Source organism: Frigoribacterium sp. PhB118 (genome assembly GCF_003751725.1).
GTDB lineage: Bacteria > Actinomycetota > Actinomycetes > Actinomycetales > Microbacteriaceae > Frigoribacterium.
The window spans coordinates 415,978-436,950 of the sequence record NZ_RKID01000004.1 but is presented as its reverse complement, the minus strand read 5'-3'; the positions used below and the strand labels follow the sequence as shown (position 1 = coordinate 436,950).

Annotated in this window: 18 protein-coding genes; 7 read left to right on the top strand and 11 right to left on the bottom strand. The window is 73.2% G+C overall.

Annotation, left to right across the window (positions count from 1 at the left end; all coding sequences use genetic code 11):
• Window positions 1-85 precede the first annotated feature (85 nt).
• On the bottom strand, window positions 86-1,027 hold the full coding sequence (locus EDF21_RS13750) for an ROK family protein (protein WP_123571712.1): 942 nt from the start codon (window positions 1,025-1,027) through the stop codon (window positions 86-88).
• 82 nt (window positions 1,028-1,109) lie between these two features.
• On the opposite strand from EDF21_RS13750, the gene EDF21_RS13745 reads away from it, so the two are divergent.
• Window positions 1,110-2,033, top strand: a complete 924-nt coding sequence (locus EDF21_RS13745; protein ID WP_123571711.1) for a carbohydrate kinase family protein — start codon at window positions 1,110-1,112, stop codon at window positions 2,031-2,033.
• A 63-nt stretch (window positions 2,034-2,096) separates the two neighbouring features.
• Here EDF21_RS13745 and EDF21_RS13740 read toward each other — a convergent pair whose 3' ends face one another.
• From EDF21_RS13740 to EDF21_RS13730, 3 genes are all read right to left on the bottom strand, one after another.
• A complete protein-coding gene (locus tag EDF21_RS13740; protein ID WP_123571710.1) occupies window positions 2,097-3,104 on the bottom strand; it encodes an NADP-dependent oxidoreductase in 1,008 nt (335 codons plus the stop codon).
• Between the two features lie 167 nt (window positions 3,105-3,271).
• Complete coding sequence (locus EDF21_RS13735) at window positions 3,272-4,174, bottom strand: neutral zinc metallopeptidase (protein ID WP_123571709.1); 903 nt, start codon at window positions 4,172-4,174, stop codon at window positions 3,272-3,274.
• Window positions 4,175-4,201: 27 nt separating this feature from the next.
• Window positions 4,202-4,639, bottom strand: a complete 438-nt coding sequence (locus tag EDF21_RS13730; RefSeq protein ID WP_123571708.1) for a DUF5997 family protein — start codon at window positions 4,637-4,639, stop codon at window positions 4,202-4,204.
• Window positions 4,640-4,672: 33 nt separating this feature from the next.
• On the opposite strand from EDF21_RS13730, the gene EDF21_RS13725 reads away from it, so the two are divergent.
• The 4 genes from EDF21_RS13725 to EDF21_RS13710 all read left to right on the top strand — a co-directional run bounded on the left by EDF21_RS13725 (window position 4,673) and on the right by EDF21_RS13710 (window position 6,885).
• Window positions 4,673-5,398 carry a LysR substrate-binding domain-containing protein gene (locus EDF21_RS13725; RefSeq protein ID WP_123571707.1) on the top strand — a complete coding sequence of 242 codons (726 nt, stop codon included), beginning with the start codon at window positions 4,673-4,675 and terminating at the stop codon, window positions 5,396-5,398.
• A 59-nt stretch (window positions 5,399-5,457) separates the two neighbouring features.
• Window positions 5,458-6,222, top strand: a complete 765-nt coding sequence (locus EDF21_RS13720; RefSeq protein WP_123571765.1) for an SDR family oxidoreductase — start codon at window positions 5,458-5,460, stop codon at window positions 6,220-6,222.
• Between the two features lie 147 nt (window positions 6,223-6,369).
• Entirely contained in the window at window positions 6,370-6,579 is a 210-nt protein-coding gene (locus tag EDF21_RS13715) for a DUF2945 domain-containing protein (protein WP_123571706.1), read from the top strand.
• A gap of 69 nt (window positions 6,580-6,648) precedes the next feature.
• Window positions 6,649-6,885: a hypothetical protein gene (locus tag EDF21_RS13710; RefSeq protein ID WP_043597179.1), complete on the top strand. Its 237-nt coding sequence runs from the start codon at window positions 6,649-6,651 to the stop codon at window positions 6,883-6,885.
• Here EDF21_RS13710 and EDF21_RS13705 read toward each other — a convergent pair.
• Complete coding sequence (locus EDF21_RS13705) at window positions 6,878-8,125, bottom strand: MFS transporter (protein WP_123571705.1); 1,248 nt, start codon at window positions 8,123-8,125, stop codon at window positions 6,878-6,880. The two genes, EDF21_RS13710 and EDF21_RS13705, sit on opposite strands and share 8 nt — an antisense overlap.
• Before the next feature lie 86 nt (window positions 8,126-8,211).
• Between EDF21_RS13705 and EDF21_RS13700 the strand changes: the two genes are divergently transcribed.
• Window positions 8,212-8,904: a TetR/AcrR family transcriptional regulator gene (locus EDF21_RS13700; protein ID WP_158612926.1), complete on the top strand. Its 693-nt coding sequence runs from the start codon at window positions 8,212-8,214 to the stop codon at window positions 8,902-8,904.
• Window positions 8,905-8,956: 52 nt separating this feature from the next.
• On the opposite strand, the gene EDF21_RS13695 is transcribed toward EDF21_RS13700, so the two are convergent.
• Together EDF21_RS13695 and EDF21_RS13690 are read right to left on the bottom strand one after the other, a co-directional pair.
• A complete protein-coding gene (locus tag EDF21_RS13695) occupies window positions 8,957-9,811 on the bottom strand; it encodes an ABC transporter permease (protein ID WP_123571703.1) in 855 nt (284 codons plus the stop codon).
• Window positions 9,808-10,857 (bottom strand): ATP-binding cassette domain-containing protein, encoded by a 1,050-nt coding sequence (locus EDF21_RS13690; RefSeq protein ID WP_123571702.1) that lies wholly within the window; start codon window positions 10,855-10,857, stop codon window positions 9,808-9,810. Before EDF21_RS13690 ends, EDF21_RS13695 begins: the two co-directional genes overlap by 4 nt.
• 204 nt (window positions 10,858-11,061) lie before the next feature.
• Here EDF21_RS13690 and EDF21_RS13685 point away from each other — a divergent pair, with 204 nt between their 5' ends.
• A complete protein-coding gene (locus tag EDF21_RS13685) occupies window positions 11,062-14,562 on the top strand; it encodes a bifunctional proline dehydrogenase/L-glutamate gamma-semialdehyde dehydrogenase (protein ID WP_123571701.1) in 3,501 nt (1,166 codons plus the stop codon).
• A gap of 121 nt (window positions 14,563-14,683) precedes the next feature.
• On the opposite strand, the gene EDF21_RS13680 is transcribed toward EDF21_RS13685, so the two are convergent.
• The 4 genes from EDF21_RS13680 to EDF21_RS13665 all read right to left on the bottom strand — a co-directional run bounded on the left by EDF21_RS13680 (window position 14,684) and on the right by EDF21_RS13665 (window position 20,903).
• Window positions 14,684-15,892, bottom strand: a complete 1,209-nt coding sequence (locus EDF21_RS13680) for an alcohol dehydrogenase catalytic domain-containing protein (RefSeq protein ID WP_123571700.1) — start codon at window positions 15,890-15,892, stop codon at window positions 14,684-14,686.
• Window positions 15,893-16,126: 234 nt separating this feature from the next.
• Window positions 16,127-17,110, bottom strand: a complete 984-nt coding sequence (locus tag EDF21_RS13675; RefSeq protein WP_123571763.1) for an NAD-dependent epimerase/dehydratase family protein — start codon at window positions 17,108-17,110, stop codon at window positions 16,127-16,129.
• Entirely contained in the window at window positions 17,107-19,884 is a 2,778-nt protein-coding gene (locus tag EDF21_RS13670) for an alpha/beta fold hydrolase (protein WP_233568503.1), read from the bottom strand. The genes EDF21_RS13675 and EDF21_RS13670 overlap by 4 nt, the downstream gene beginning before the upstream one ends.
• The gene (locus EDF21_RS13665; RefSeq protein WP_056043127.1) at window positions 19,881-20,903 is read right to left on the bottom strand and encodes a 3-oxoacyl-ACP synthase III; all 1,023 of its coding nucleotides are present in this window, start codon (window positions 20,901-20,903) and stop codon (window positions 19,881-19,883) included. Before EDF21_RS13665 ends, EDF21_RS13670 begins: the two co-directional genes overlap by 4 nt.
• Window positions 20,904-20,973 lie beyond the last annotated feature (70 nt).

The following is a 20,973-nucleotide window of genomic DNA, read 5'->3' as shown; positions in this document are numbered from 1 at the left end:
CAGCCTAGGCGGCACCTCCGACACCGGCTCCCAGAGAAGCGGCGGACCGGAGGAGGCGCGGGTCGTCGACCCGAGGAGGCGCGGCTCAGCCGAGCAGCTCGGCCTGCCAGACGAGCGCCGCGGCCCCGACCAGGGGGCTCTCGTCGCTCAGGCCCGAGCGGACGACCCGGACGCGACGGGCGTACTCGTTGACCGGCGCCTCCTGGACCGCGGCCCGGACGAGGTCGAGGTAGTCGTCGCTGACGCGCGAGAAGCCGCCGCCGATCGCGACCACGTCGAGGTCGAGCAGGGTCGTGACCGACGAGATCGCCTCGCCCACGGCGTTCGCGGAGCGACGCACCGCCGCGACGGCGATCGCGTCCCCGGCGACGTAGCCGGCGGCGAGGTCCTCGCCGCGCTCGCCCGTCCAGCCTCGTTGCCGGGCCCAGGCGACGACGTTCGGGCCCGAGGCGATGACCTCGAGCGTGGCGGCCCAGGCGCTCTCGCCCTCGGGGCGGTCCGCGATCTGGATCTGGCCGATGTGACCGGCGTTGCCCGTGCCTCCCGAGAGCAGCCGGCCGTTGACGATCAGGCCGCCGCCGACGCCGGTCGAGACGGTGATCGCGAGGGCGTTGTCCGCCCCCTGCGTGGCACCCACCCAGTGCTCGGCGAGGGCGAGGCTGACGCCGTCGAGCCGTAGCGTGACCGGGGCCGCGTCGGGCAGGGTCGACGCCGCCAGGGCCGCCACCTGCTCGCGCAGCGGATAGCCGCGCCAGGCGTGCAGGTTGATCGGCGAGACGGTGCCGTGCACGAGGTCGACGGGCCCGGCGCTGCCGATGCCCGCCCCGACGAGGGCGTCACCCTCGGGCAGGGCGTCGAGGGCGTGCGCCACGACCGCGCGGACCGCCTCGGCGAGTTCGTCGGACGTCGACCCGGCACCGGTGGGGCGTCGGTCGCGACTTCCGTCGAGGAGGGCTCCGTCGGAGGCGACCAGCGCCGCCTCGACCTTCGTTCCGCCCACGTCGACGGCCAGTGCGTAATCGGTCACGTCGGCCAGCGTAGCGGGGGAGTGCGGCCCGACCGCGTGCCGGAATAGGGTGGCTCCCGGCACGCTGACGAAAGGCACCCCCATGGACACCACCGACGGTCGGGTCGTCGTTCTCGGCGACGCCCTCATCGACGAGCTCCGGACCGACGAGGGCTCGACCGACCACGTCGGCGGGGCCGGCCTCAACGTCGCCGTCGGGCTGTCTCGCCTCGGCGTGCCCACGACCTTGCTCGCCTCGATCGGGGACGACGCCGACGGCGAGGCCATCCGGTCGTTCCTCGCCGAGCACGGCGTCGAGCTCGTCCCGACGATCAACCCCCTCGGCACCGGCCGCGCGGTCTCGCTGCGGGTGGCCGGCGAGCCGACCTACGTCTTCACCGACGCCGCCGTCGCCCGCGGTCTCGACTTCTCGCCCGGGCAGCGGGCCGTGCTCGACGCCGCCCCCGTGGTCGCCGTCAGCTCGTACCCGTTCGACGACGCCCCGCTGACCGATCGCTTGCTGCGCGCGGTCGGCACCGACCCCGTGCGGCTCGTCGTCGACCCGAACCCGCGGCCGGGGTTCCTGCCCGGCGGGGCCGCGCAGATCGCCGACTTCGCCGCCGGCTTCGAGCGGGTCGCGGCCTCGGCCCTGCTCGTCAAGATCGGTGACGACGACGCCGAACTCGTCGCCGGGCGCTCGCTCGACGACTGGCAGGAGGCGCTGCTCGCGGCGGGCACCGGGGGAGTGCTCGCGACCCGCGGCTCGGCCGGGGCGGGTCTGGTGCTGGCCCCGTCGGCCGGCGACACGGCGGGCACCTCGCTCACCCGCGGCATCTCGGACGCCGACGGCGAGGTCGTCGACACGATGGGTGCGGGCGACGCGACCTTCGCGTCGATCGTCGCCTCGTTGCTCGCCGAGCGGCGCGGGCCCGGTTCGGTCGACTGGGCGGCCGCCCTCGGGCGGTCCATGGACGTGGCGGCGGCGACGGTCAGGGCTCCGGGAGCGCTCCTCCGGCTGCCCCGGTGACGTCGGCGGGTCCGGTGGTGCGCGCCTCCTGCGCCCGCCCGCCTCGCCCGCCGGGCGGGAGGCTCAGCCCAGCGACTCGGCGACCGCCCGTGCCTTGCCCGACAGGTACCAGTGCGAGCGGGCGCCGGTCTCGACCGGTTGCATGCCGACGACGACCTTGCCGCGCGAGTGCTGCTCGGCGAGGTCCTCGAACGCCTGGGCGATGTAGTCGAACGGGTAGAAGCCCGAGACGAGCACGCGCAGCTTGTTCTCGGCGATGAGCTTGGCGAGGGCCGAGAGGATCATCGCGGGTTCGGTGTCGTCGCGCTCGGCGCCGATGAAGCGGATCTCGCGCTCGAGGCGGTCCTCGCTCGAGCTGAAGCGCGAAGGCAGCACGCCGAGGTCGGTGCTGAGGGCGGGGTTGTCCCCGCCGAAGTTGTCGATGAACGCCGTCACGTGGCGGTCGGTGCCCGCGGCCTTGTCGATGCGCTCGCGGAGGCCTTCGCCGTAGTCGACGGGCACGACCCCGATCGAGCGGAGGTAGTCGTGGTTGCCCGGGCTGCAGGTGCCGATCACCTTGGCTCCGAGCTGCAGGGCGAGCTGGCACTCGATGTGGCCGACGCCGCCCGCCGCGGCCGTGATGACCACGACGTCGTCGGGTCCGAGGTGCAGGCTGCGGACCGTGTCGTAGGCGGTGGCCCCGGCGAGGTAGAGCCCACCGGCGACCTCCCACGGGACGTGCTGCGGCTTGGGCACCACGGCGCTGGCCGGCACGGCGATGTAGGTCGCGTGCGCGCCGCCGCCCACCGCGTGGCCGATCACCTCGGCGCCGACGGAGAAGTTGCGCACGGCGGCCCCGCGCTTCTTGACGATGCCGGCGAAGCACGACCCTTCGCGGGCCGGGAAGTCGAGGGGCAGCCGGTCGACGAAGTCCCCTTGCCGGATGAAGTTCTCGATGTGGTTGAGGCCGGCACAGATCACCTCGACGACGACCTCGTCGTCGGCGGGCGTCGGCAGCGGCTGCTCGACGAAGTGCAGCTGCGAGACGTCTCCGTACCCGTCGAACTCGATGGCCTTGCCCGGTCGTGCCATGACGCGCCTCCACTGCTGTCGTCGCGGCGGCGCCAGTGCCGTCGCGAGGGTGAGTGAAGTGTGCGCCCTCCGGACCGCCGTCGCCCGGAGGACGCGCTTCGAGTTGCCTGGACGCACCGTGCCGCGGTGCGGCGTCGACCGTCAGGAGGCGCGGGTCGGCCTCGTCGTCAGAGCTGGTCGGTCGGCACCGAGAAGGTGTCGCAGGCCGTCGCGCCCTGGCTGCGCCCGGTCTCGAACCACCTCTGACGCTGCTCGGCCGAGCCGTGCGTCCAGGTGTCGGGGTCGACCTGGCCGCCGCTCGCGGACTGGATGCGGTCGTCGCCGACGGCGGCGGCCGCGTCGAGCGCGTCGGCGACCTGCTGGTCGGTGACGGGCTCGAGGAACGTGGTGCCGTCGGCGTCCGCGATGGTCGACGCCGAGCCGACCCACGCCCCGGCGTAGCAATCCGCCTGCACCTCGAGCCGGATGGTGTCGGAGCCCGGCCCGGTGTCGCTGCGGTCGGCGCGGTCGAAGGCCCCGGTCAGCTGCTGGACGTGGTGGCCCCACTCGTGGCCGACGACGTACATCTGGGCGAGGGGGCCGCCGCTGGCGCCGAACTGCGACCGGAGCTGCTCGAAGAAGTCGGTGTCGACGAAGAGGGCCTCGTCGGGCGGGCAGTAGAACGGGCCGGTGGCGCTCGTCGCCCCACCGCAGCCGGTGTCGGTCGAGCCGCTGAAGAGGAAGAAGTCGGGGGTGCGGTAGTCGGTGACGCCGAGTGCCGGGGCCTCGGCGGCCCAGTACGCGTCGAGCGAGTCGGCCGCACCGACCATGCGGCAGTCGACGCTGTCGTTGGCCTGCGCGCCGGTGGTGCACTCGGACGACAGGTCGCCCTCGCTGACCGGCTGGGCGCCCCCGCCGGCCGTGCCGCCGCCGAGCAGCCCCGAGACGTCGACGCCGGTGACCTGGCTGATGAGGAAGACGGCGATCACGCCGACGATGCCGATGCCGACGCCGGCGACACCCACCGTGCGACCGCGACCGCGTCGCTTGACCTTGCTGCCGTCGAGGCGCGCGTCGTCGTTGAAGGACATGTCGCCGACGGTAGCGCAGGGCGGGGGTCAGTGCCCTTCGGCGGCTTCTTTCGCCTCGCGCTCCTTGCGGAGGACCTCGCGGCCGGCGTTGCGCTCCTTGACGCGCAGTTCTTCTTCGCGCACGTCGGCGTGGATGCCGCGTTCGGTGCGCAGCCAGTCGGGCATCTCGTCGAGCAGGGCGTGGATCTCGTCGGTGGTCATGACGTCGTCGACGCCGGCACGGGCGAGGCCCGAGGTCGAGATGCCGAGCTTCTGGGCGACGACCGGCCGCGGGTGCGGACCGGTGCGGCGCAGGTCGGACAACCACTCGGGCGGGTTCGTGCTGAGCTCGGCGAAGGCCTCGCGCGTGACGGGGGCGGCCTGGAACTCGGCGGGCGTGGCCGGCAGGTACACGCCGAGCTTCTTGGCGGCCGTGAAGGGCTTGAGGGTCTGCGGCTGCTTGCCGGACGGCGCGTCGGAGGTCATCTGCCCAGGGTACCGGGCCGATACCCTCGACCCATGACGACCGAGCCGACCCGCGCCCCGTTCCGCATCGGGGTCGTGCCCGGCGTGACCCTGTCGAAGTGGTCGAGGCTCTGGGAGGAGCGCCGCCCCGAGACCCCGCTGGCCTTCGTGCCGCTCGCCGACGTCGACGCGGTGCCCGCCCTCGACGACGACCGGGGCGACGACCGGGTCGACATGGTCCTGGCCCGACTGCCGATCGAGGTCGAGGGGTTGTCGGTCATCCGGCTCTACGACGAGCGGGCCGTCGTCGTCGTGCCGAAGGACCACGCCGTCGCCGTGGCCGGCGCCGAGGACGAGGTCGAGGCCGTGGCGTTCGCCGACGAGCGCCGGCACGACCTCGACCCGTCCCTGTCGCTCGCCGACGCCGTGGCCGTCGTCGCGACCGGGGCCGGCGTCGCCGTCATGCCGCAGTCGCTGGCACGGCTGCACGCCCGGAAGGAGGTCACCTACCGTTACGTCGCCGATCTGCCGCCGACCACGATCGCGCTGGTCTGGCCCGAGGGCGAGCTCACCGACGACCTCGACGACTTCATCGGCGTCGTGCGGGGTCGCACGGCCCGCAGCTCCCGGTCGAGGAGGCGCGACGAGCCCGAGCAGGAGGCCCCGGCCCGCAAGGGGTCGGCTCCCGACCCGCGCGGGGCGAAGCCGAAGCGCACGCCGCCGAAGGGCCGAGGGCCCCAGCGTGGCACCGGTCGCAGCCGACCGCGCCGAGGGCGCTGACCCCCTCGCCGACGGGTCGACCGGTCTGCCAAGCTGAGCGGGTGTCGAAGGAGACCCGCATGTCGAAGAAGATCTGTCTGCTCACCGGTGCCGGCCGCACGAACTCGATCGCGAACGGCATCGCCCACGAGCTCGCCGCCGACGGCTGGGACCTCGCGCTGACCACCTGGGATGGTTACGATGCCGCCATGCCCTGGGGACTCGCGGCCGTCGACGTGGGGTCGCTCGTCTCCGAGCTCGAGGCCGCGGGTGCGCGCGTGGCCGTGTACCCGGCGGACCTGGCGGACCCCGCGACCCCCGCGCGCCTCCTCGGGGCGGTGAACGACGACCTGGGGCCGGTGACGGCGCTCGTGCTGTCGCACTCGCACAGCGTGGACTCGTCGATCCTCGACACGACGCTCGAGAGCTGGGACGCGCACTACGCCGTCAACGTGCGGGCGGCGTGGCTCGCGATCAAGGCGTTCGCCGAGCAGCTGCCCCCGGTCGACCTGCTCGACGACGGTGCCCGGATCGTCGCCCTGACGAGTGACCACGTCGTGCACAACCTGCCCTACGGCTCGAGCAAGGGCGCCCTCGACCGGCTCGTCATCGCGGCCACCCGAGAACTCGGGCACCTGGGCGTCTCGTCGAACGCCCTGAACCCCGGGCCGATCGACACGGGCTGGATGGACGACGAGATCCGCGCGAGCGGCACCGAGCGGCAACCGACCGGCCGTCTCGGCACGCCCGCCGACCTCGGTCGGGTCGTGCGCTTCCTCCTGTCGCCCGAGGGACGCTGGATCTCGGGCCAGCTGATCAAGGCCGACGGCGGCTTCTCGGTCTGACCGGTCCGGCCCGCCGCCCGACCACGGATCGCCGCGCCCTGTACCCCGCGTCGCTGGGTGACGGGTCGGCGCAGGCGGGGTACCGTCCACGCCACCACCGCGCGGCACCGGACGCCGACGGACGGATCGACACACCAAGGAGGCGCGATGTCGTTCAGCAAGGGAGATCACGTCACCTGGAACACCCCCCAGGGCGAGACCCACGGCACGGTCGTGGAGAAGCGCGTCAAGGAGTTCCAGCTCGACGGGCAGAAGTTCAAGGCCTCGGACGAGGAGCCCTACTTCGTCGTCGAGAGCGACAAGAGCGGGGCGAAGGCCGCCCACAAGGGTTCGTCGTTGAGCCCGAAGAAGAAGTAGCACCAGCCGCACCCCACCCACCACCGCCCCACCCCACCCACCACCGCCCCACCCCACGAGGAGAACACCATGGCCGACCTGAACGACGTGCGCTGGAACGACGAAGCGCGCGACAAGATCCTGACCGACGCCGACAACGTGCTGCGCGACGCCGTCCGCGACGCGGCCGCAGCCCACTCGGGCGAGTCGTGGGAGGAGTCCTTCAAGGCGATCAACGACGCCGTCAAGGACCGCTTCATCGACTACGAGCCCGGCCCGGACGTCCGCAAGTACGCCGAGGCGATCGAGCGCGGCGACTTCAGCTGACCCGCGCCTCCTGGCCGGCGTCGATCCGTCGCACCCGTGAGCTCAGCGCCACGGCCACCGCGACGGCGACCACGAGGCCGGCCAGGGCGGCGAGGGTGGCCGGGGTGCCGATCACCTGGGTGAGCGGTCCGACCACCACCTCGCCGACGGGCACGCCCGCCAACGACGCCAGCGTCAGGCACGAGAAGACGCGCCCCAGGTAGGCCCCCGGCACCTGCCGCTGGACGACCACGTCCAGCGGCACCGTGAAGACCTCGAGCCCGACGCTGGCGGCGAAGAGGCCGAGGCTGATCCAGAAGAACCAGTGCAGCGGGTCGAAGACCACGGGGTCGGTGCCGTAGGCGAACGACAGCAGCACGAGCGGCAGGGCCAGCGCCGCGGCGCCGAGGCAGGCGGCCCACAACCGGAGCCGCCCGCGGAGGGCCCCGGCCCAGTACGCCCCGACGATCAGGCCGAGGGTCTGCAGGGCACCCGCGAACCCCCAGAGCAGACGTCCGAACGACTGGTCGGCCACGAGCGGGCCGACCACCTGGACCCCGCCCGCGAAGGCGAACTGGAACGTGAACGCGAGCGCCGCGGTCGAGACGAGCCAGCGCGTGCGCCAGACGAAGCCGAGTCCGCTGCCGAGATCCTCGAGCACCGACGTCCCTCCGGAGGCGCGGGCACCGTCCCGGGGCAACCCCACGAAGACGACCGCCGCGACCACGAAGACGACCGCGCCGACGGCCAGGGCGACGCCCGATCCGGCGGTCGCCACCACGGCCCCGCCCACCGCCGTGCCGATCACCAACCCGACGTTCATGCCGACGCGGCTGAGAACCGTCGCGTCGCGCAGCCGGTCGTCGGGGACGGTCTCGCGCAGCAGGGCGCTCGTGGCAGGGCCGAAGAAGGCGGCCGCGGCGCCGTTCACCGCGCCCACCGCCGCGAGGGTGGGCAACGTCTCGGTCTGCGTCAGCATCAGGGCGGCCGCGACGACGAGCGACGCCGCCGACAGCCACGACGAGGCGATCGCGACGGTGCGTTTCGAGAAGCGGTCCGCGAGGGCCCCGCCGACCAGGACCAGGGCGATGTTGGGCACCGACCGGGCGACGACCACGAGCCCGAGGTCGACGGCGTCGGCCCCCAGGTCGATCGCCGCGAAGACGATGGCCAGGGGCGCGAAGCCGCTGCCCACCCACGAGAACAGGCGCCCGACCCAGAGGGCCCGGAAGGCAGGCGTTCTCAGCAGCGACCACGGCACCGCTGAACTCTATGCCGACGCACCGTGTGCGGACGCCGCGTCCCGCGGCGTCGTCATCCGCGCGGGGACGACCTAGGCTGACCCCGATGGACGCCCCCGAGCCCGACACGACCCGCGCCGACGTCACCGACGTCCCGCCGGTCGCTGCGGTGCGCGAACCCGGCCGCTACCGCAAGGGCATCGCCAAGCGCGAGGCGATCCTCGACGCGGCCCTGCCGGTCTTCGGCAAGGTCGGGTTCCACGGTGCCACCCTGCGCGAGATCGCGCGGCGGTGCGGCGTCTCGCACCAGTCGCTCATGCACTACTTCCCGACCAAGGACGAACTGCTGATGGCCGTGCTCCGGCGGCGCGACGAACGACTGCGACGCCACTTCGACGACGACGGTGGCATGCGCGTCGACGAGCTCGTCGCGCTCGCCGAGTACAACGTCGACGTGCCGGTCGTCATCTCACTGTTCATCACGGCGTCCGCCGAGGCCACCTCACCCGACCACCCGGCGCACCGCTACTACGCCGACTACTACGAGCGCATCGTCTCGTCGACGTCGGCCTACCTCGGGCTCGCCCAGGCCCGCGGCTGGTTGCGCGACGGCTACACCGCCGAGTCGGCGGCTCGCGTCGTGCTCGCGGTGCAGGACGGTCTGCAGTTGCAGTGGTTGTACGAGCGCGACGCCGTGGACGTCCCGGCCCTGATGCGCCTCGTGATCGCGAGCGTCCTCACGGTGCCGACGAGCGAACTCGACGCCGCCGTGCGCGAGGCGGCCGGGCACGCGGGCTGACCCGCGCCTCCTCGGCGGACGGGCGACGCCAACGGCAGGCGACGGGCGTCCGCTACTTCGCGCTGATGCGCTGGAACTTGCGGATGCACAGCGGCACGAAGACCACCAGCATCACGGTGATGCCGAGCAGGACGGTCGCGTAGGGGTGCTGCATCGTCCAGATGTCGGGCACCGGCGTGGCGCCCAGGTTGCCGAACGAGGTGCGGGCGGCCTGCACGAGCGACGACACCGGGTTCCACTCGGCGAAGACCCTCAACACGGTCGGCAGGGTGTCGCTCGGCACGAACGCGTTCGAGACGAAGGTCAACGGGAACAGGATCATGAACGACGCGTTGTTGATGGTCTCGGGCGTCTTGACGCTCATGCCGAGCAGGGCCATCACCCAGCTGAACGAGTAGCTGAACAGCAGCAGCAGGGCGACCCCGCCGACGAACGAGGCAGGTGAGGCGTTCACCCTCCAGCCGACGGCGAGACCGGTGAGCATCATGATGACCATCGAGATCGTGTTGAGCGCCAGGTCGCTGTTCGTGCGACCGATCAGCACGGCCGACGGGCTCATCGGCAGGGTGCGGAACCGGTCGATGATGCCCTCCTTCAGGTCTTGGGCCATGGCGGCACCGGAGAAGGTCGAGCCGAAGACCACGGTCTGCGCGAAGATGCCCGCCATGAGGAACTGCGTGTAGTCGGTGCCCTGGACCGCGATGGCACCGCCGTAGACCTGGCTGAAGAGCAGGACGAACATGATCGGTTGCAGCACGGCGAAGATCAGCATGTCGGGCGAGCGCTTCACCTTGATCAGGTTGCGCTTGGTGACCGTCCAGCCGTCCGAGGCCCAGGTGCCGAGGCCCGTGTCGGTCGACGGGACGAGCGTCTGCGCCAGGGCGGAGGTGGTTCCGGTGGTGGTCATGCCCGTGCCTCTCTCTTCTTCGCACCGCGCCGACCGCGACCTCGACCGCCGGCCGGGTCGTCGTCGGGGGAGTCGTGGTCGTCGCCCGCGTCGTCGTCGGCCGCGCGGTGGCCGGTGAGCTGGAGGAACACGTCGTCGAGGGTGGGTCGTCGCATGCCGGCGTCGTGCAGCTCGATGCCGGCCGCCCCGAGGTCGGCGAGCGTCCGCTGCAGGGCGGTCGGGCCGTCGGTGACCGCGACCTCGAGCTGGCGGCCGTCGGCCCCGACGGCCGGCTCGGAGTCACCGTGCCGCCGGAGCACCTCGACCGCCTGGTCGGCCCGCGCCTCGTCGACGAGGGCGACGACGAGGCGGTGGCCGCCGACCTGGGCCTTGAGCTGGTCGGCCGTGCCCTCGGCGATGACGGCGCCGCCGTCGATGACGGAGATGTCGTCGGCCAGGCGATCGGCCTCCTCGAGGTACTGCGTGGTCAGCAGCACCGTCGTGCCACCGTCGACCAGCCCGGTGATGATGTCCCACAGGGCGAGGCGGCTGCGGGGATCGAGCCCCGTCGTCGGCTCGTCGAGGAAGAGCACGCGCGGGTTCGTCACGAGCGCCCCGGCGAGGTCGATCCGTCGGCGCATGCCGCCGGAGAAGCCCTTGACCGGCCGGTCGCCCGCAGCGGCGAGGTCGAAGACCTCGATCAGCTCGCGGGCGCGGTCCCGACTCACGCGGCTGCCCAGGTGGTACAGCCTCCCGATCATGTCGAGGTTCTCGAATCCGGTGAGGTTCTCGTCGACCGCGGCGTACTGCCCCGAGACGCCGATCGAGCGGCGCACGGCCTGGGCGTCGGCGACGACGTCGAGCCCGGCGATCGTGGCCGTGCCGGCGTCCGGACGTTCGAGGGTGGTGAGCATCTTGACGCCCGTGGTCTTGCCCGCGCCGTTCGGCCCGAGCAGCGCCTTGACGGTGCCCTCGGGCACGATCAGGTCGAGGCCGGTCAGTGCGTGGACCGGGCCGGACTTCGACCGGTAGGTCTTCGTGAGGCCGCGGGCCTCGATCATCGCCATGGGTGCTCCCGGTGCAGGGGGCCCGTCCATCCGCAGACGGGTCCGTCTTGGCGGGCGCTGTGCACCGCCTGAACGCGCCCAAGGTAGCGCTGTCCGGCCCTCGCCGCCAGTGCCGATCGACCCCTCGTGGAGAAGGAGGCGCGGCCACGTTACGGTCTCGTGTCAAACCTTGCCAGGTGGCAAGTTCCGCCCTACATTCATCCCATGACCACCATCGACGAGACGGCGGGGCCGTCCACCGCTGAACAGCTCCTGCCCGTCGGCATCGGCGACGACGCCGTCGCCCTCGCCCGCCGCTGGGCGCACGAGGCGTCCGGCGCCCCGAGCACCGGTTCGGCCCACCTGCTCGCCCAGGTCCTCAAGGACGAGTCGGGCCTCGCGTTCACGATCGGTTTCGTCGACCGGGTCGTCCGGCCCGAGGACCTCGGCGTCGCGGCCCGCAACCTGTCGACCCTGGCGAAGCAGGCACCGGCCTTCCTGCCGTGGCACATGCGTTCCGCCGTGCGTCTCGGCGGCGTCATGGCACCCGTGCTTCCCGGCGTGGTCGTGCCGATCGCCCGTCGCGTCCTGCGCGGCATGGTCGGCCACCTCATCGCCGACGCCCGCCCCGCCAAGCTCGGTGCGGCCATCGCGAACATCAAGAGGGACAGGACGCGGCTCAACCTCAACCTGCTCGGCGAGGCCGTCCTCGGTGACGCCGAGGCCGAGCACCGCCTCGCCGGCACCCGGGCGCTCCTCGCCCGCGACGACGTCGACTACGTGTCGATCAAGGTCTCGTCCATCGTCAGCCAGCTCTCGATGTGGGCCTTCGACGAGACCGTCGAGCGCGTCGTCGAGAAGCTCACCCCGTTGTACGAACTCGCCGCCCGGTCGCCGAAGCCGAAGTTCATCAACCTCGACATGGAGGAGTACCGTGACCTCGACCTGACGATCGCGGTCTTCACGCGCCTCCTCGACCAGCCGCAGCTGAAGGGCCTCGAGGCCGGCATCGTCCTGCAGACCTACCTGCCCGACGCCCTCGGCGCCCTGCAGCACCTCACCGCCTGGGCGACCGAGCGGGTCGACGCCGGCGGGGCCGCGATCAAGGTGCGCATCGTCAAGGGCGCGAACCTCGCGATGGAGACCGTGGACGCCACGGTGCACGAGTGGCCGCTCGCCACCTACGGCACCAAGCAGGACAGCGACACCAACTACAAGCGCGTCCTCACCTGGGCCTTCACCCCCGGACGCACCCGTGCCGTCCGCGTCGGCGTCGCCGGCCACAACCTCTTCGACATCGCCTTCGCCCACCTGCTCGCCGAGGCCCGTGGCGTGAGCGACCGGGTCGAGTTCGAGATGCTGCTGGGCATGGCCGAGGGGCAGGCCGAGCTGGTCAAGGCCGACGTCGGCGGGCTGTTGCTCTACACGCCCGTCGTGCACCCCCGCGAGTTCGACGTCGCCATCAGCTACCTGATCCGCCGCCTCGAGGAGAACGCGTCGAGCGAGAACTTCATGTCCGCCGTGTTCGAACTCGCCTCGAACGAGGCCATGTTCGAGCGCGAGAAGGGCCGGTTCCTCGCCTCGCTCGCCGAGGTCGACGGAGACACCCCGGCACCGCACCGCGTGCAGAGCCGCCTCGACGCGGCCCAGGCGTTGCAGCCCCGCGCGGCCGGCAGCGGCTTCGACAACGAGCCCGACACCGACCCCGCCCTGGCCGACAACCGCGCCTGGGGTCGTGAGATCGCCGCCCGCTCGGCCGACTCGCGCCTCGGCGTCGAGCTCATCGAGTCCGCCCGGGTGACCGACGAGGCCACGCTCGACGCGATCGTCGCCGAGGCCGTGGCCGCCTCCGCCGCCTGGTCCGACCGCGGAGGCGCGGGTCGTGCCGCGATCCTGCGCGAGGCCGCGGCCACGCTGTCGGCCCGCCGCGCCGACCTGATGGAGGTCGCCGCGAGCGAGACCGGCAAGACGGTCGCCGAGGGCGACGTCGAGGTCAGCGAGGCCATCGACTTCGCCAACTGGTACGCCCACCTCGCCGAAGAACTCGACCGGGTCGACGGTGCGACGTTCGTCCCCGAGCGACTCACCCTCGTCACGCCGCCCTGGAACTTCCCCCTGGCGATCCCGGCCGGCTCGACCCTCGCCGCGCTCGCCGCGGGCAGCAGCGTCGTCGTCAAGCCGGCGGGCCAGGCCAAGCGCAGCGGGGCCGTCATGGTCCAGGCGCTCTGGGACGCCGGCGTGCCCCGCGAGGTGCTGAAGCTGGTCGACGTCGACGAGGGCGACCTCGGTCGTCACCTGGTGTCGCACCCGTCGGTCGACCGCGTCATCCTCACCGGCGCCTTCGAGACGGCCGCGCTGTTCACCAGCTGGCGCAACGACCTACCCCTGCTCGCCGAGACGAGCGGCAAGAACGCCATCATCGTCACCCCCAGTGCCGACCTCGACCTGGCCGCGTCCGACGTCATCAAGTCGGCCTTCGGCCACGCGGGTCAGAAGTGCTCGGCGGCGAGCCTGGTGATCCTGGTCGGCTCGGTCGCCACCTCCGAGCGCTTCCGCCGTCAGCTCGTCGACGCGGCGTCGACCATGCGCGTCGGACTGCCCTCCGACCCCACCACGCAGATGGGCCCGATCGTCGAGCCGGCCCACGGCAAGCTCGAACGTGCGCTCACCACGCTCGGCGCGGGCGAGACCTGGCTCGTCGAGCCGAAGCGACTCGACGACACCGGGCGCCTCTGGTCGCCCGGCGTGCGCGCCGGCGTCGCCGCGGGCAGCGAGTTCCACCTCACCGAGTACTTCGGACCGGTGCTCGGCGTCATGACCGCGAAGACGCTCGACGAGGCGATCGAGCTGCAGAACGCGACCGACTACGGCCTGACCGCGGGTCTGCACACCCTCGACCCCGCCGAGCTGTCAACCTGGCTCGACCGCGTCGAGGCGGGCAACCTCTACGTGAACCGCGGCATCACCGGGGCGATCGTGCGTCGCCAGCCGTTCGGCGGCTGGAAGAAGTCGTCGGTCGGTGCCGGCGCCAAGGCGGGCGGGCCGAACTACCTCGTGCACCTGGGGTCCTGGCAGCCGACGACGCTGACCGAACCGCAGGAGGCGCGCCCGGGTCGCGAGGCCCTGGCCGCCCTCGAGGCCGCGTCGTCGCTGCTCGGGGCGTCGGGTGCGTCGGCCTCCGACGACCTGCGGGCCGCCGCCGCCAGCGACGAGCACTTCTGGGCCACCGAGTTCGGCGTCGCCCGCGACGTGAGCGACCTCGGCCTCGAGCGCGACCTGCTGCGCTACCGTCCCCTGCCCGTCACGATCCGCGCCGCCGACGGCGCGGCCCCGGCCGACGTGGTCCGCGTGCTGCTCGCCGGACGGCGCTCGGGTGCGCCGCTCACGGTGTCGTCGTCGGTCGAGCTGCCCGGCGCCCTCGTCCGTGCGCTCGGCCTCGCGGCATCCGACGTCGTGCACGAGGACGACGCCACGTGGCACGACCGGGTGCGTGCGCGGCGCCTGTCGACCGAGCGCGTGCGGTTGGTGACCGGTGCCGGTGACGCGACCCGCGCCTCCTCGGCCCTGGCGGACGTCCTGGGCGGCGACCCGGCGGTGGCCGTGTTCGCGGCCCCGGTCACGCCGACCGGCCGCCTCGAATTGCTGCCGTTCCTGCGCGAGCAGGCCGTCGCCATCACGGCCCACCGCTTCGGCAACCCCGACGCCTGGAGCGCCTCGGTCATCTGACCCCGCCGGCGCACGCAGACGCCCGAACCCGCCGGACCCTTCGGGAACCGGCGGGTTCGTGTCGTCCACGGTGGTCCGGCGACGGCCCGCCGGGAGCGACGGGAACCGCCGGCCCGAGGCCCTAGCCGGGGACGACCTCGACCTTGGTCCAGCCGGGCTCGCGGCGGTCGAACGCCTCGTAGGCCTCGATGGCCGAGCCGATGCCCTCGTGCTCGGTGATGAACGCCGTGGGGTCGAACTGACCCGAAGCGACCAGGTCGATCAGCGGCGGGGTCACCGAGTGGTGGTCGCAGTTGCCCATGCGGATGGTGAGGTTCTTCAGCATCGCCTCGCCGAAGGGGAACGACGTCACGGTCGGCGAGTAGACGCCGATGACTCCGATGCGACCGTACTTCGCCACGACCTCGACGGCCCAGCGCAGGGCCTGGGTCGGTGCGTTGCCGGGCACCCACTGGTCGCCCTGCGGGTTCGCGTCGGGGGCGACCTGCTCGACCTCGGCGGCGAACTCGGCGGCCGTGTCGGAGTCGGGGGCGGCGGGACCGTGGCTCGCGTGCTGTGCGTCCACGCCGACCGCGTCGATGACGGCGTCCACGCCCGCACCGCCGGTGAGGCGCTTGATGGTCTCGACCGGGTCCTCCTTGTCGAAGTTCACGATCTCGGCGTTCTGGGCGAGCGCCTGCGCCAGACGGGTCTCCTCACGGTCGACCACGATCACGCGGCTCGCGCCCTGCTTGAAGGCCGAGGCGATCGCGAACTGGCCCACCACCCCCGCACCGAAGACGGCGACCACGTCGCCGCGGGTGACCCCGGCGAGTTCGGCGCCGAACCAGCCGGTGGGGAAGATGTCGCTCAACAGGATGGCCTGCTCGTCGCTGACCGTGTCGGGCAGGCGGTGCATGGTGTTCTGCGCGAACGGGACGCGCACCTGCTCGGCCTGCAGGCCGTTCACCGGGCCGGTCGAGGCCGGGCCGCCGAAGAAGCAGGTGCCGGCGTCGGGGCCGTTGGGGTTCGCCACGTCGCATTGAGCGGTCTGGCCCTGGCGGCAGTAGCGGCAGGTGCCACACGACACCGTCGAGTTGATCACGACCCGGTCGCCGGCACTGAAGCCGCGCACGTCGTCGCCGACCGCGGTGACGACGCCGACCGCCTCGTGGCCGAGGATCGTGCCCTCGGCCATGGGCGCCATCGTGCCGCGCACGAAGTGCAGGTCGGTGCCGCAGATCGCACTCCGGGTGATGCGGACGACCGCATCGGTCGGGTCGACGATCGTGGGGTCGGCGACTTCGTCGAGTCGGATGTCGCCGATGCCGTGCCAGACGACTGCCTTCATGGGATGGTCCTTCCGTTGAGCCCTGGGCACCGGAGCTGCCCGGTACCCGTGCGACGGTAGGCGGCACGACGCCGGAGCGACATGTGCCCTCACACAGAGAACGGGGGACGCCGCCTCGCCCTGGTTCCCTCCGCCCGGGGGAGTCGGCGGGCTCCCGTCACCCCTGGCGGGTCATCGCCGACCCGCCGGGCACGACGGGAACCCGCCGACCCGAGGGTGGCCGGGCGGCGGGTCTCAGACGGAGGGCTGCCCGGCGGCGTACCAGGCGGCGAGACGACTCAGGCCCTCGTCGACGCTCACGGCCGGTGTCCACCGCAGGTCGCGCTGGGTGCGTCGCTGGTCGAACCAATGCGCCGTGGACAGCTGCTCGGCGAGGAACCGCGTCATGGGTGGTTCGTCGGTGCCCGGCCGCACGGCCCAGACGCGCTCGACCAACGACCCCGCGGCGCGGGCGATCCCGGCCGGCACCCGCAGGCGAGGCGCGGGCACACCGGCGGCCGCGCAGATCCCGGCCATCAGGTCGGCGACGGTGCGGGGCTCGTCGTTGCTGATCACGTACGACTCGCCGCTGACCTCGTCGACGCGTGCGAGCGCGGCGGCGATGCCGGACGCGGCGTTGTCGACGTAGGTGGAGTCGATCAGGGCGGCGCCGTGGTCGAGCAGCGGCAGGCGGCCGGAGCGCGCACGGTCGACGATGCGCTCGACGAGCTGCGTGTCGCCCGGGCCCCAGACGAGGTGCGGGCGGACGGCCACCACGCGCAGGTCGGCGTCGGCGGCCCCGAGGGCGACCCGCTCGGCCGCGGCCTTGGTGCGGGCGTAGTCGCCACGAGCGTGTCCGGGCGAGGCGGGCAGGGCGTCGTCACCGACGATGGACGACCCGGCGTGCGCCACGGACGGCGACGAGACGAAGACCAGCCGGGGCACCGAGGAGGCGCGCATCGCCTCGACCAGGGAGCGCGTGCCCCCGACGTTGACGGCCTCGAACTCGGCCGGTTCACCGGTGAGCGACACCTTGGCCGCGAGGTGGACGACGGCGTCCTGGTCGCGGACGGCGGCGGCGACGGCCCGCGGGTTCGTCATCGACCCGAGCACGTCGCGGGCGCCGGGCACGCCGGAGGGTCGCCGTTGGAAGGTCGTGACCCCGTGCCCGGCGTCGGCGACGGCCCGGGCGACGGCGCCGCCGAGCAGGCCGCTCGCGCCGGTGACCAGCACCCTCACGGGCGACGCATCCGGCCGCCGGACAGCACGGACGTCGCCCATGCGGCCAGGCCCGTGCGGTCGATCTTGCTGTTGTGTCGCACATCGGTCGGCAGCTGCGGCACGACGAGCACCGCGGCCACGGGTCGACCCGACGCCGACCGGACGGCCGAACGGACCGAGGCCGCCAGGGCCGCGGATGCCAGCCCCGGGCGACGAGCCGGGGGGACGGTCTCGGCCACGACGACGACCTGCTGCGTGCCGGCCGGACCGACGCCGACGACGGCGGCGCGCGCGATGGCGGCCCGCGCCTCCACGGCCTGTTCGGACGCCACCGGCGTCAGCACGCCCGTCGACGTCGTGATCACGTGGGGCAGGCGGCCCTCGACCCAGAGTCGGCCCTGGGCGTCGAGGTGCCCGACGTCGCCGGTGCGGTGCCAGCGGGTCTCGGCGGTCGAGCCCAGGCGGCTGAGGCGGTGCGTCAGCCAGAGGCGGTCGTAGTGGTCCTCGACATGGGGCGCCGAGACGACGATCTCGCCCGTGACGCCGGGGGCGTCGGTGAACGCCGAGGAGGCGCGACCCCCGTCGTCGAGCGGAACGATCCGCACCGTCGTGGTCGCGCCGGGCAGCCCGACGCAGACACCGCCGGCGTCGGGCGCGCCCGCGGCGACGGCTGCCCCGCGGTCGGCGGCCGCGGAGCGCACGCCCTCGAGCGTGACGTCGGTCATCAGCAGGCCCTCGGTCATGCCGTAGGGCGTGTGGGGCGTCGCGTTCGGCATGAGGTCGCCGGCCGCCGCCAGCAGCGCCTCGGAGACGGGCGCGCCCGCCGACAGGAAGGTCTCGACGCCGGCCAGCGCGCGGTGGTCCGCGTCGTCGAGGTCGTCCGACGTCGCGACGACGTTGGTGAGCGCGGCAGGGGAGAGGAACACCACGGTGGCGTCCACCGCCGCCGTGGCGGCCGCGACGGCCCGGGCGGTGAGGGTGCGCGGTTTCGTGACGTCCATGTCGGGGGTGACGCTCGTCGCCCCGAGGGCGGGGCCCAGCAGGGAGAACGGGGCGAAGCCGGCCACCAGGCCCGTGCCCGGACCGACGTCGTATTGCTCGGCCAGGGCGTCGCGCAGGGCCGTCAGCTGGCCGTGCCGGTAGACGACGCCCTTCGCGGGTCCGGTCGAGCCCGAGGTGAACAGGATGGCGGCCTCGGCGTCGGCCGTGGGGGCGTCGGGCAGCTCGGCGAGGGCACCGCGGGCGCGGCGGCCGAGGGCGGCGATCTCGGGCAGCGAGGCCTCGACGCCGAGTGCCCGGGCGGTGACCGGCGACAACGTCGTCGTCGAGATCTTGCGGCCCGGCCAACCGAGGGCGGTGGCCGCCGTGAGCCCCGGGAGCTGGCCGATCACGTGGTCGGGCCACGCGCCGCGGACGGCGCGGGTCAGGCCGCGCACGCCGAGACCGGCATCGGCCACGACCACGACGGCACCGAGGCGGACGCAGGCGTAGAGCACCGCGGTCAGGTCGGCACCGGGCTGGACGAGCAGCGAGACGCGGTCGCCGGGGCGCACGCCGTGCTTCCGCAGACCGAGCGCGATCTCGTGGACGCGACGGGCGAGCAGGCTCCAGCTGATCGAACGCGGGCCGTCGGCACCCGCGGGTGCCATCTCGACGAGCGCGGTGGCCGGGCTGTCGGCCAGGGAGTCCAGGTACGACCAGAGGGGGCGGTCCTGCGGTGAGGCGACCCGCGCCTCCTCGGTTCCGACCGGGGTGGCGACTCGGGCCTCGGTGGCGGCCCGGGCCGGGGCGTCGACGGCGGCCGTCCCGCCGGGCAGCCGGTCGCCCAGCCAGGTGAGCACGGCTCCGGCGTAGTCGACGTCCTCGGCGACGAGGTGGCCCGCACCCTCGAAACGGTGGACGTCGGCGTGCGGCAGGCGGTCGACCAGGTCGTCGAGGTACCGGTCCGAGAAGATCGGATCGCGCGGGCCCCAGAGCATCAGGGCCGGCACGGTGAGGCCGCGCAGGCCCTCGGCGATGCGGTCGAGCTCGGGGCTGCTGACGTGCCCGTCGTCGACCGGGATGTCGGCCACGAAGCCACCGATGCCGCCGCGGCGGTCGGCCTGGCGGTACGGGGCACGGAAGCCGGCCTTCACCTCGGGCGAGAGCGGCGGGTGGGCGAGGCCGAGGGTCACGTCGAGGAACCCGGTGGTGCCGACGGTCGCCCGGCCCAGCACGCCGCGGGCGAGGGTCAGGCGCAGGGGAGCGGGGATCTTCTCGCCCTCGGGCTGGTGGATCGCGGTGTTGAGCAGCATGAGCCCGGCCAGCCGGTCGGGGTGGTCGACCGCCCAGCCCATCGAGACGACGCCGCCCCAGTCGTGGCCGAGGGTGACGACGGGCCCGGTGACCTCGAGGGCGTCGGTGAGGTCGCCCAGGTCGGCGACGCGGCGGGCCAGCGTCTGCGGCGAGCCCGTGCGCTCGGAGAAGCCCATGTCGAGCTGGTCGACCGCGACGACGCGCCACGCGGGCCCCCCGGCGACGGCCGTCTCGACCGTGCGGGCGACGAGGCGGCGCCAGAGGTACGACCAGGTCGGGTTGCCGTGCACGCAGAGGATGGTGCCGACCGGTTCGGCGCCGACCTCGGCCAGCGCCTCGGCGTTGTCGAGGACGTGCCAGGTGCGGGAGGCGCGGTGTGCGCCGAGCCCGTACGGCACGTCGACGAGACGCGACCACGACGGGTCGAGCCCGTCGAGACCCGCGGGGGGACGTGACGCCGGCGCCGTGGCGGAGGCGGACCGCGGGAGCCGACTCACCAGGCGAGCTCCATCATCGCGGTGTTGATGCCCGAGCCGACGCCCATCAACAGGACGCGGTCGCCCTTGCTGAGGGTCTTGCTCTCCTCGACCAGCGTGATCGGGATCGACGCCGGGCCCACGTTGCCGAGGGTCGGGTAGGTGAGCGGGACGAGCTTCTTGTCGATGCCGGCGGCCTTGACGAAGGCACCCGTGTGCACGTCGCTGACCTGATGCATGATGTAGCGGTCCATGCGCTGCCAGTTCCAGTCGCGCTTGGCCTCTTTCCAGGCCGAGACGACGAGTTCCATGCCGCGCTTGAGCAGGGCCTTGGCGTCGGTGAACATGCCGTCGACGCTGCCGACGCAGAGGTCGTAGTTCTCGGTGGCGGCGCGGGTGACGCCGCCGACGATGCGGTGGCCCTCGGGGTGGAGGTCGGCACGGCCGATGACGGCGGCGGCGGCCCCGGAGCCCAGGGTGAGGCTGGCGAACTCGCTCATGAAGTCGTCGCGGCCGTAGCCCTTGGTGAGGAGGCGGTCGATCGTGTTGACCTGGACGTCGTCGGCGTCCTCGCCGTCGATGATGACGGCGTAGTCGATCTGACCCGCGTCGATCAGCTGAGCCGCGAGGGTCATGCCGTTGACGAAGCCGAGGCAGGCGTTGGCGATGTCGAAGTTCGTGGCCGACGAGGGCAGGCCGAGGCCGTGGTGCAGGCGCACGGCCACCGAGGGCTCGAGGTGGGGGCGCGTGACCGACGTGTTGATCAGCAGCCCGACCTGGTCGGGGCGGATGCCGGCCTCGGCCAGCGCACGCTTGCCCGCGTCGATCGCCGCCGCGTCGAAGCTCTGCTCGGTGCTCCAGTTGCGGCGCTCGTACACGCCGGCGACGCGCTGCAGCAGGCCCGTGGGCAGCTTGAGGCGCTTGAGTACGGGGCCGAGCTTCTCGTCGATGCTCTCGGAGGTGGTGACCCGGTCGGCCATGGTGCTGGTGACCGACAGCAACGCGACGTTGCTGTGCCGGGTCGTAGCGTTTCCGTTCAACGGAACTCCCTGTCGAGTTGTGGCGGGGTGGGGCTGCACGCGCGCGCGGGGTCGCGAGCGGAGCCGAACG

What these genes read in the sequence shown, in the direction of transcription:
- EDF21_RS13745 (WP_123571711.1), top strand. Translation starts at nt 1,110, where the DNA reads ATGGACACCACCGACGGTCGGGTCGTCGTTCTCGGCGACGCCCTCATC.
- EDF21_RS13740 (WP_123571710.1), bottom strand. Translation starts at nt 3,104, where the DNA reads ATGGCACGACCGGGCAAGGCCATCGAGTTCGACGGGTACGGAGACGTC.
- EDF21_RS13735 (WP_123571709.1), bottom strand. Translation starts at nt 4,174, where the DNA reads ATGTCCTTCAACGACGACGCGCGCCTCGACGGCAGCAAGGTCAAGCGA.
- EDF21_RS13730 (WP_123571708.1), bottom strand. Translation starts at nt 4,639, where the DNA reads ATGACCTCCGACGCGCCGTCCGGCAAGCAGCCGCAGACCCTCAAGCCC.
- EDF21_RS13725 (WP_123571707.1), top strand. Translation starts at nt 4,673, where the DNA reads ATGACGACCGAGCCGACCCGCGCCCCGTTCCGCATCGGGGTCGTGCCC.
- EDF21_RS13720 (WP_123571765.1), top strand. Translation starts at nt 5,458, where the DNA reads ATGTCGAAGAAGATCTGTCTGCTCACCGGTGCCGGCCGCACGAACTCG.
- EDF21_RS13715 (WP_123571706.1), top strand. Translation starts at nt 6,370, where the DNA reads ATGTCGTTCAGCAAGGGAGATCACGTCACCTGGAACACCCCCCAGGGC.
- EDF21_RS13710 (WP_043597179.1), top strand. Translation starts at nt 6,649, where the DNA reads ATGGCCGACCTGAACGACGTGCGCTGGAACGACGAAGCGCGCGACAAG.
- EDF21_RS13700 (WP_158612926.1), top strand. Translation starts at nt 8,212, where the DNA reads ATGGACGCCCCCGAGCCCGACACGACCCGCGCCGACGTCACCGACGTC.
- EDF21_RS13695 (WP_123571703.1), bottom strand. Translation starts at nt 9,811, where the DNA reads ATGACCACCACCGGAACCACCTCCGCCCTGGCGCAGACGCTCGTCCCG.
- EDF21_RS13690 (WP_123571702.1), bottom strand. Translation starts at nt 10,857, where the DNA reads ATGGCGATGATCGAGGCCCGCGGCCTCACGAAGACCTACCGGTCGAAG.
- EDF21_RS13685 (WP_123571701.1), top strand. Translation starts at nt 11,062, where the DNA reads ATGACCACCATCGACGAGACGGCGGGGCCGTCCACCGCTGAACAGCTC.
- EDF21_RS13680 (WP_123571700.1), bottom strand. Translation starts at nt 15,892, where the DNA reads ATGAAGGCAGTCGTCTGGCACGGCATCGGCGACATCCGACTCGACGAA.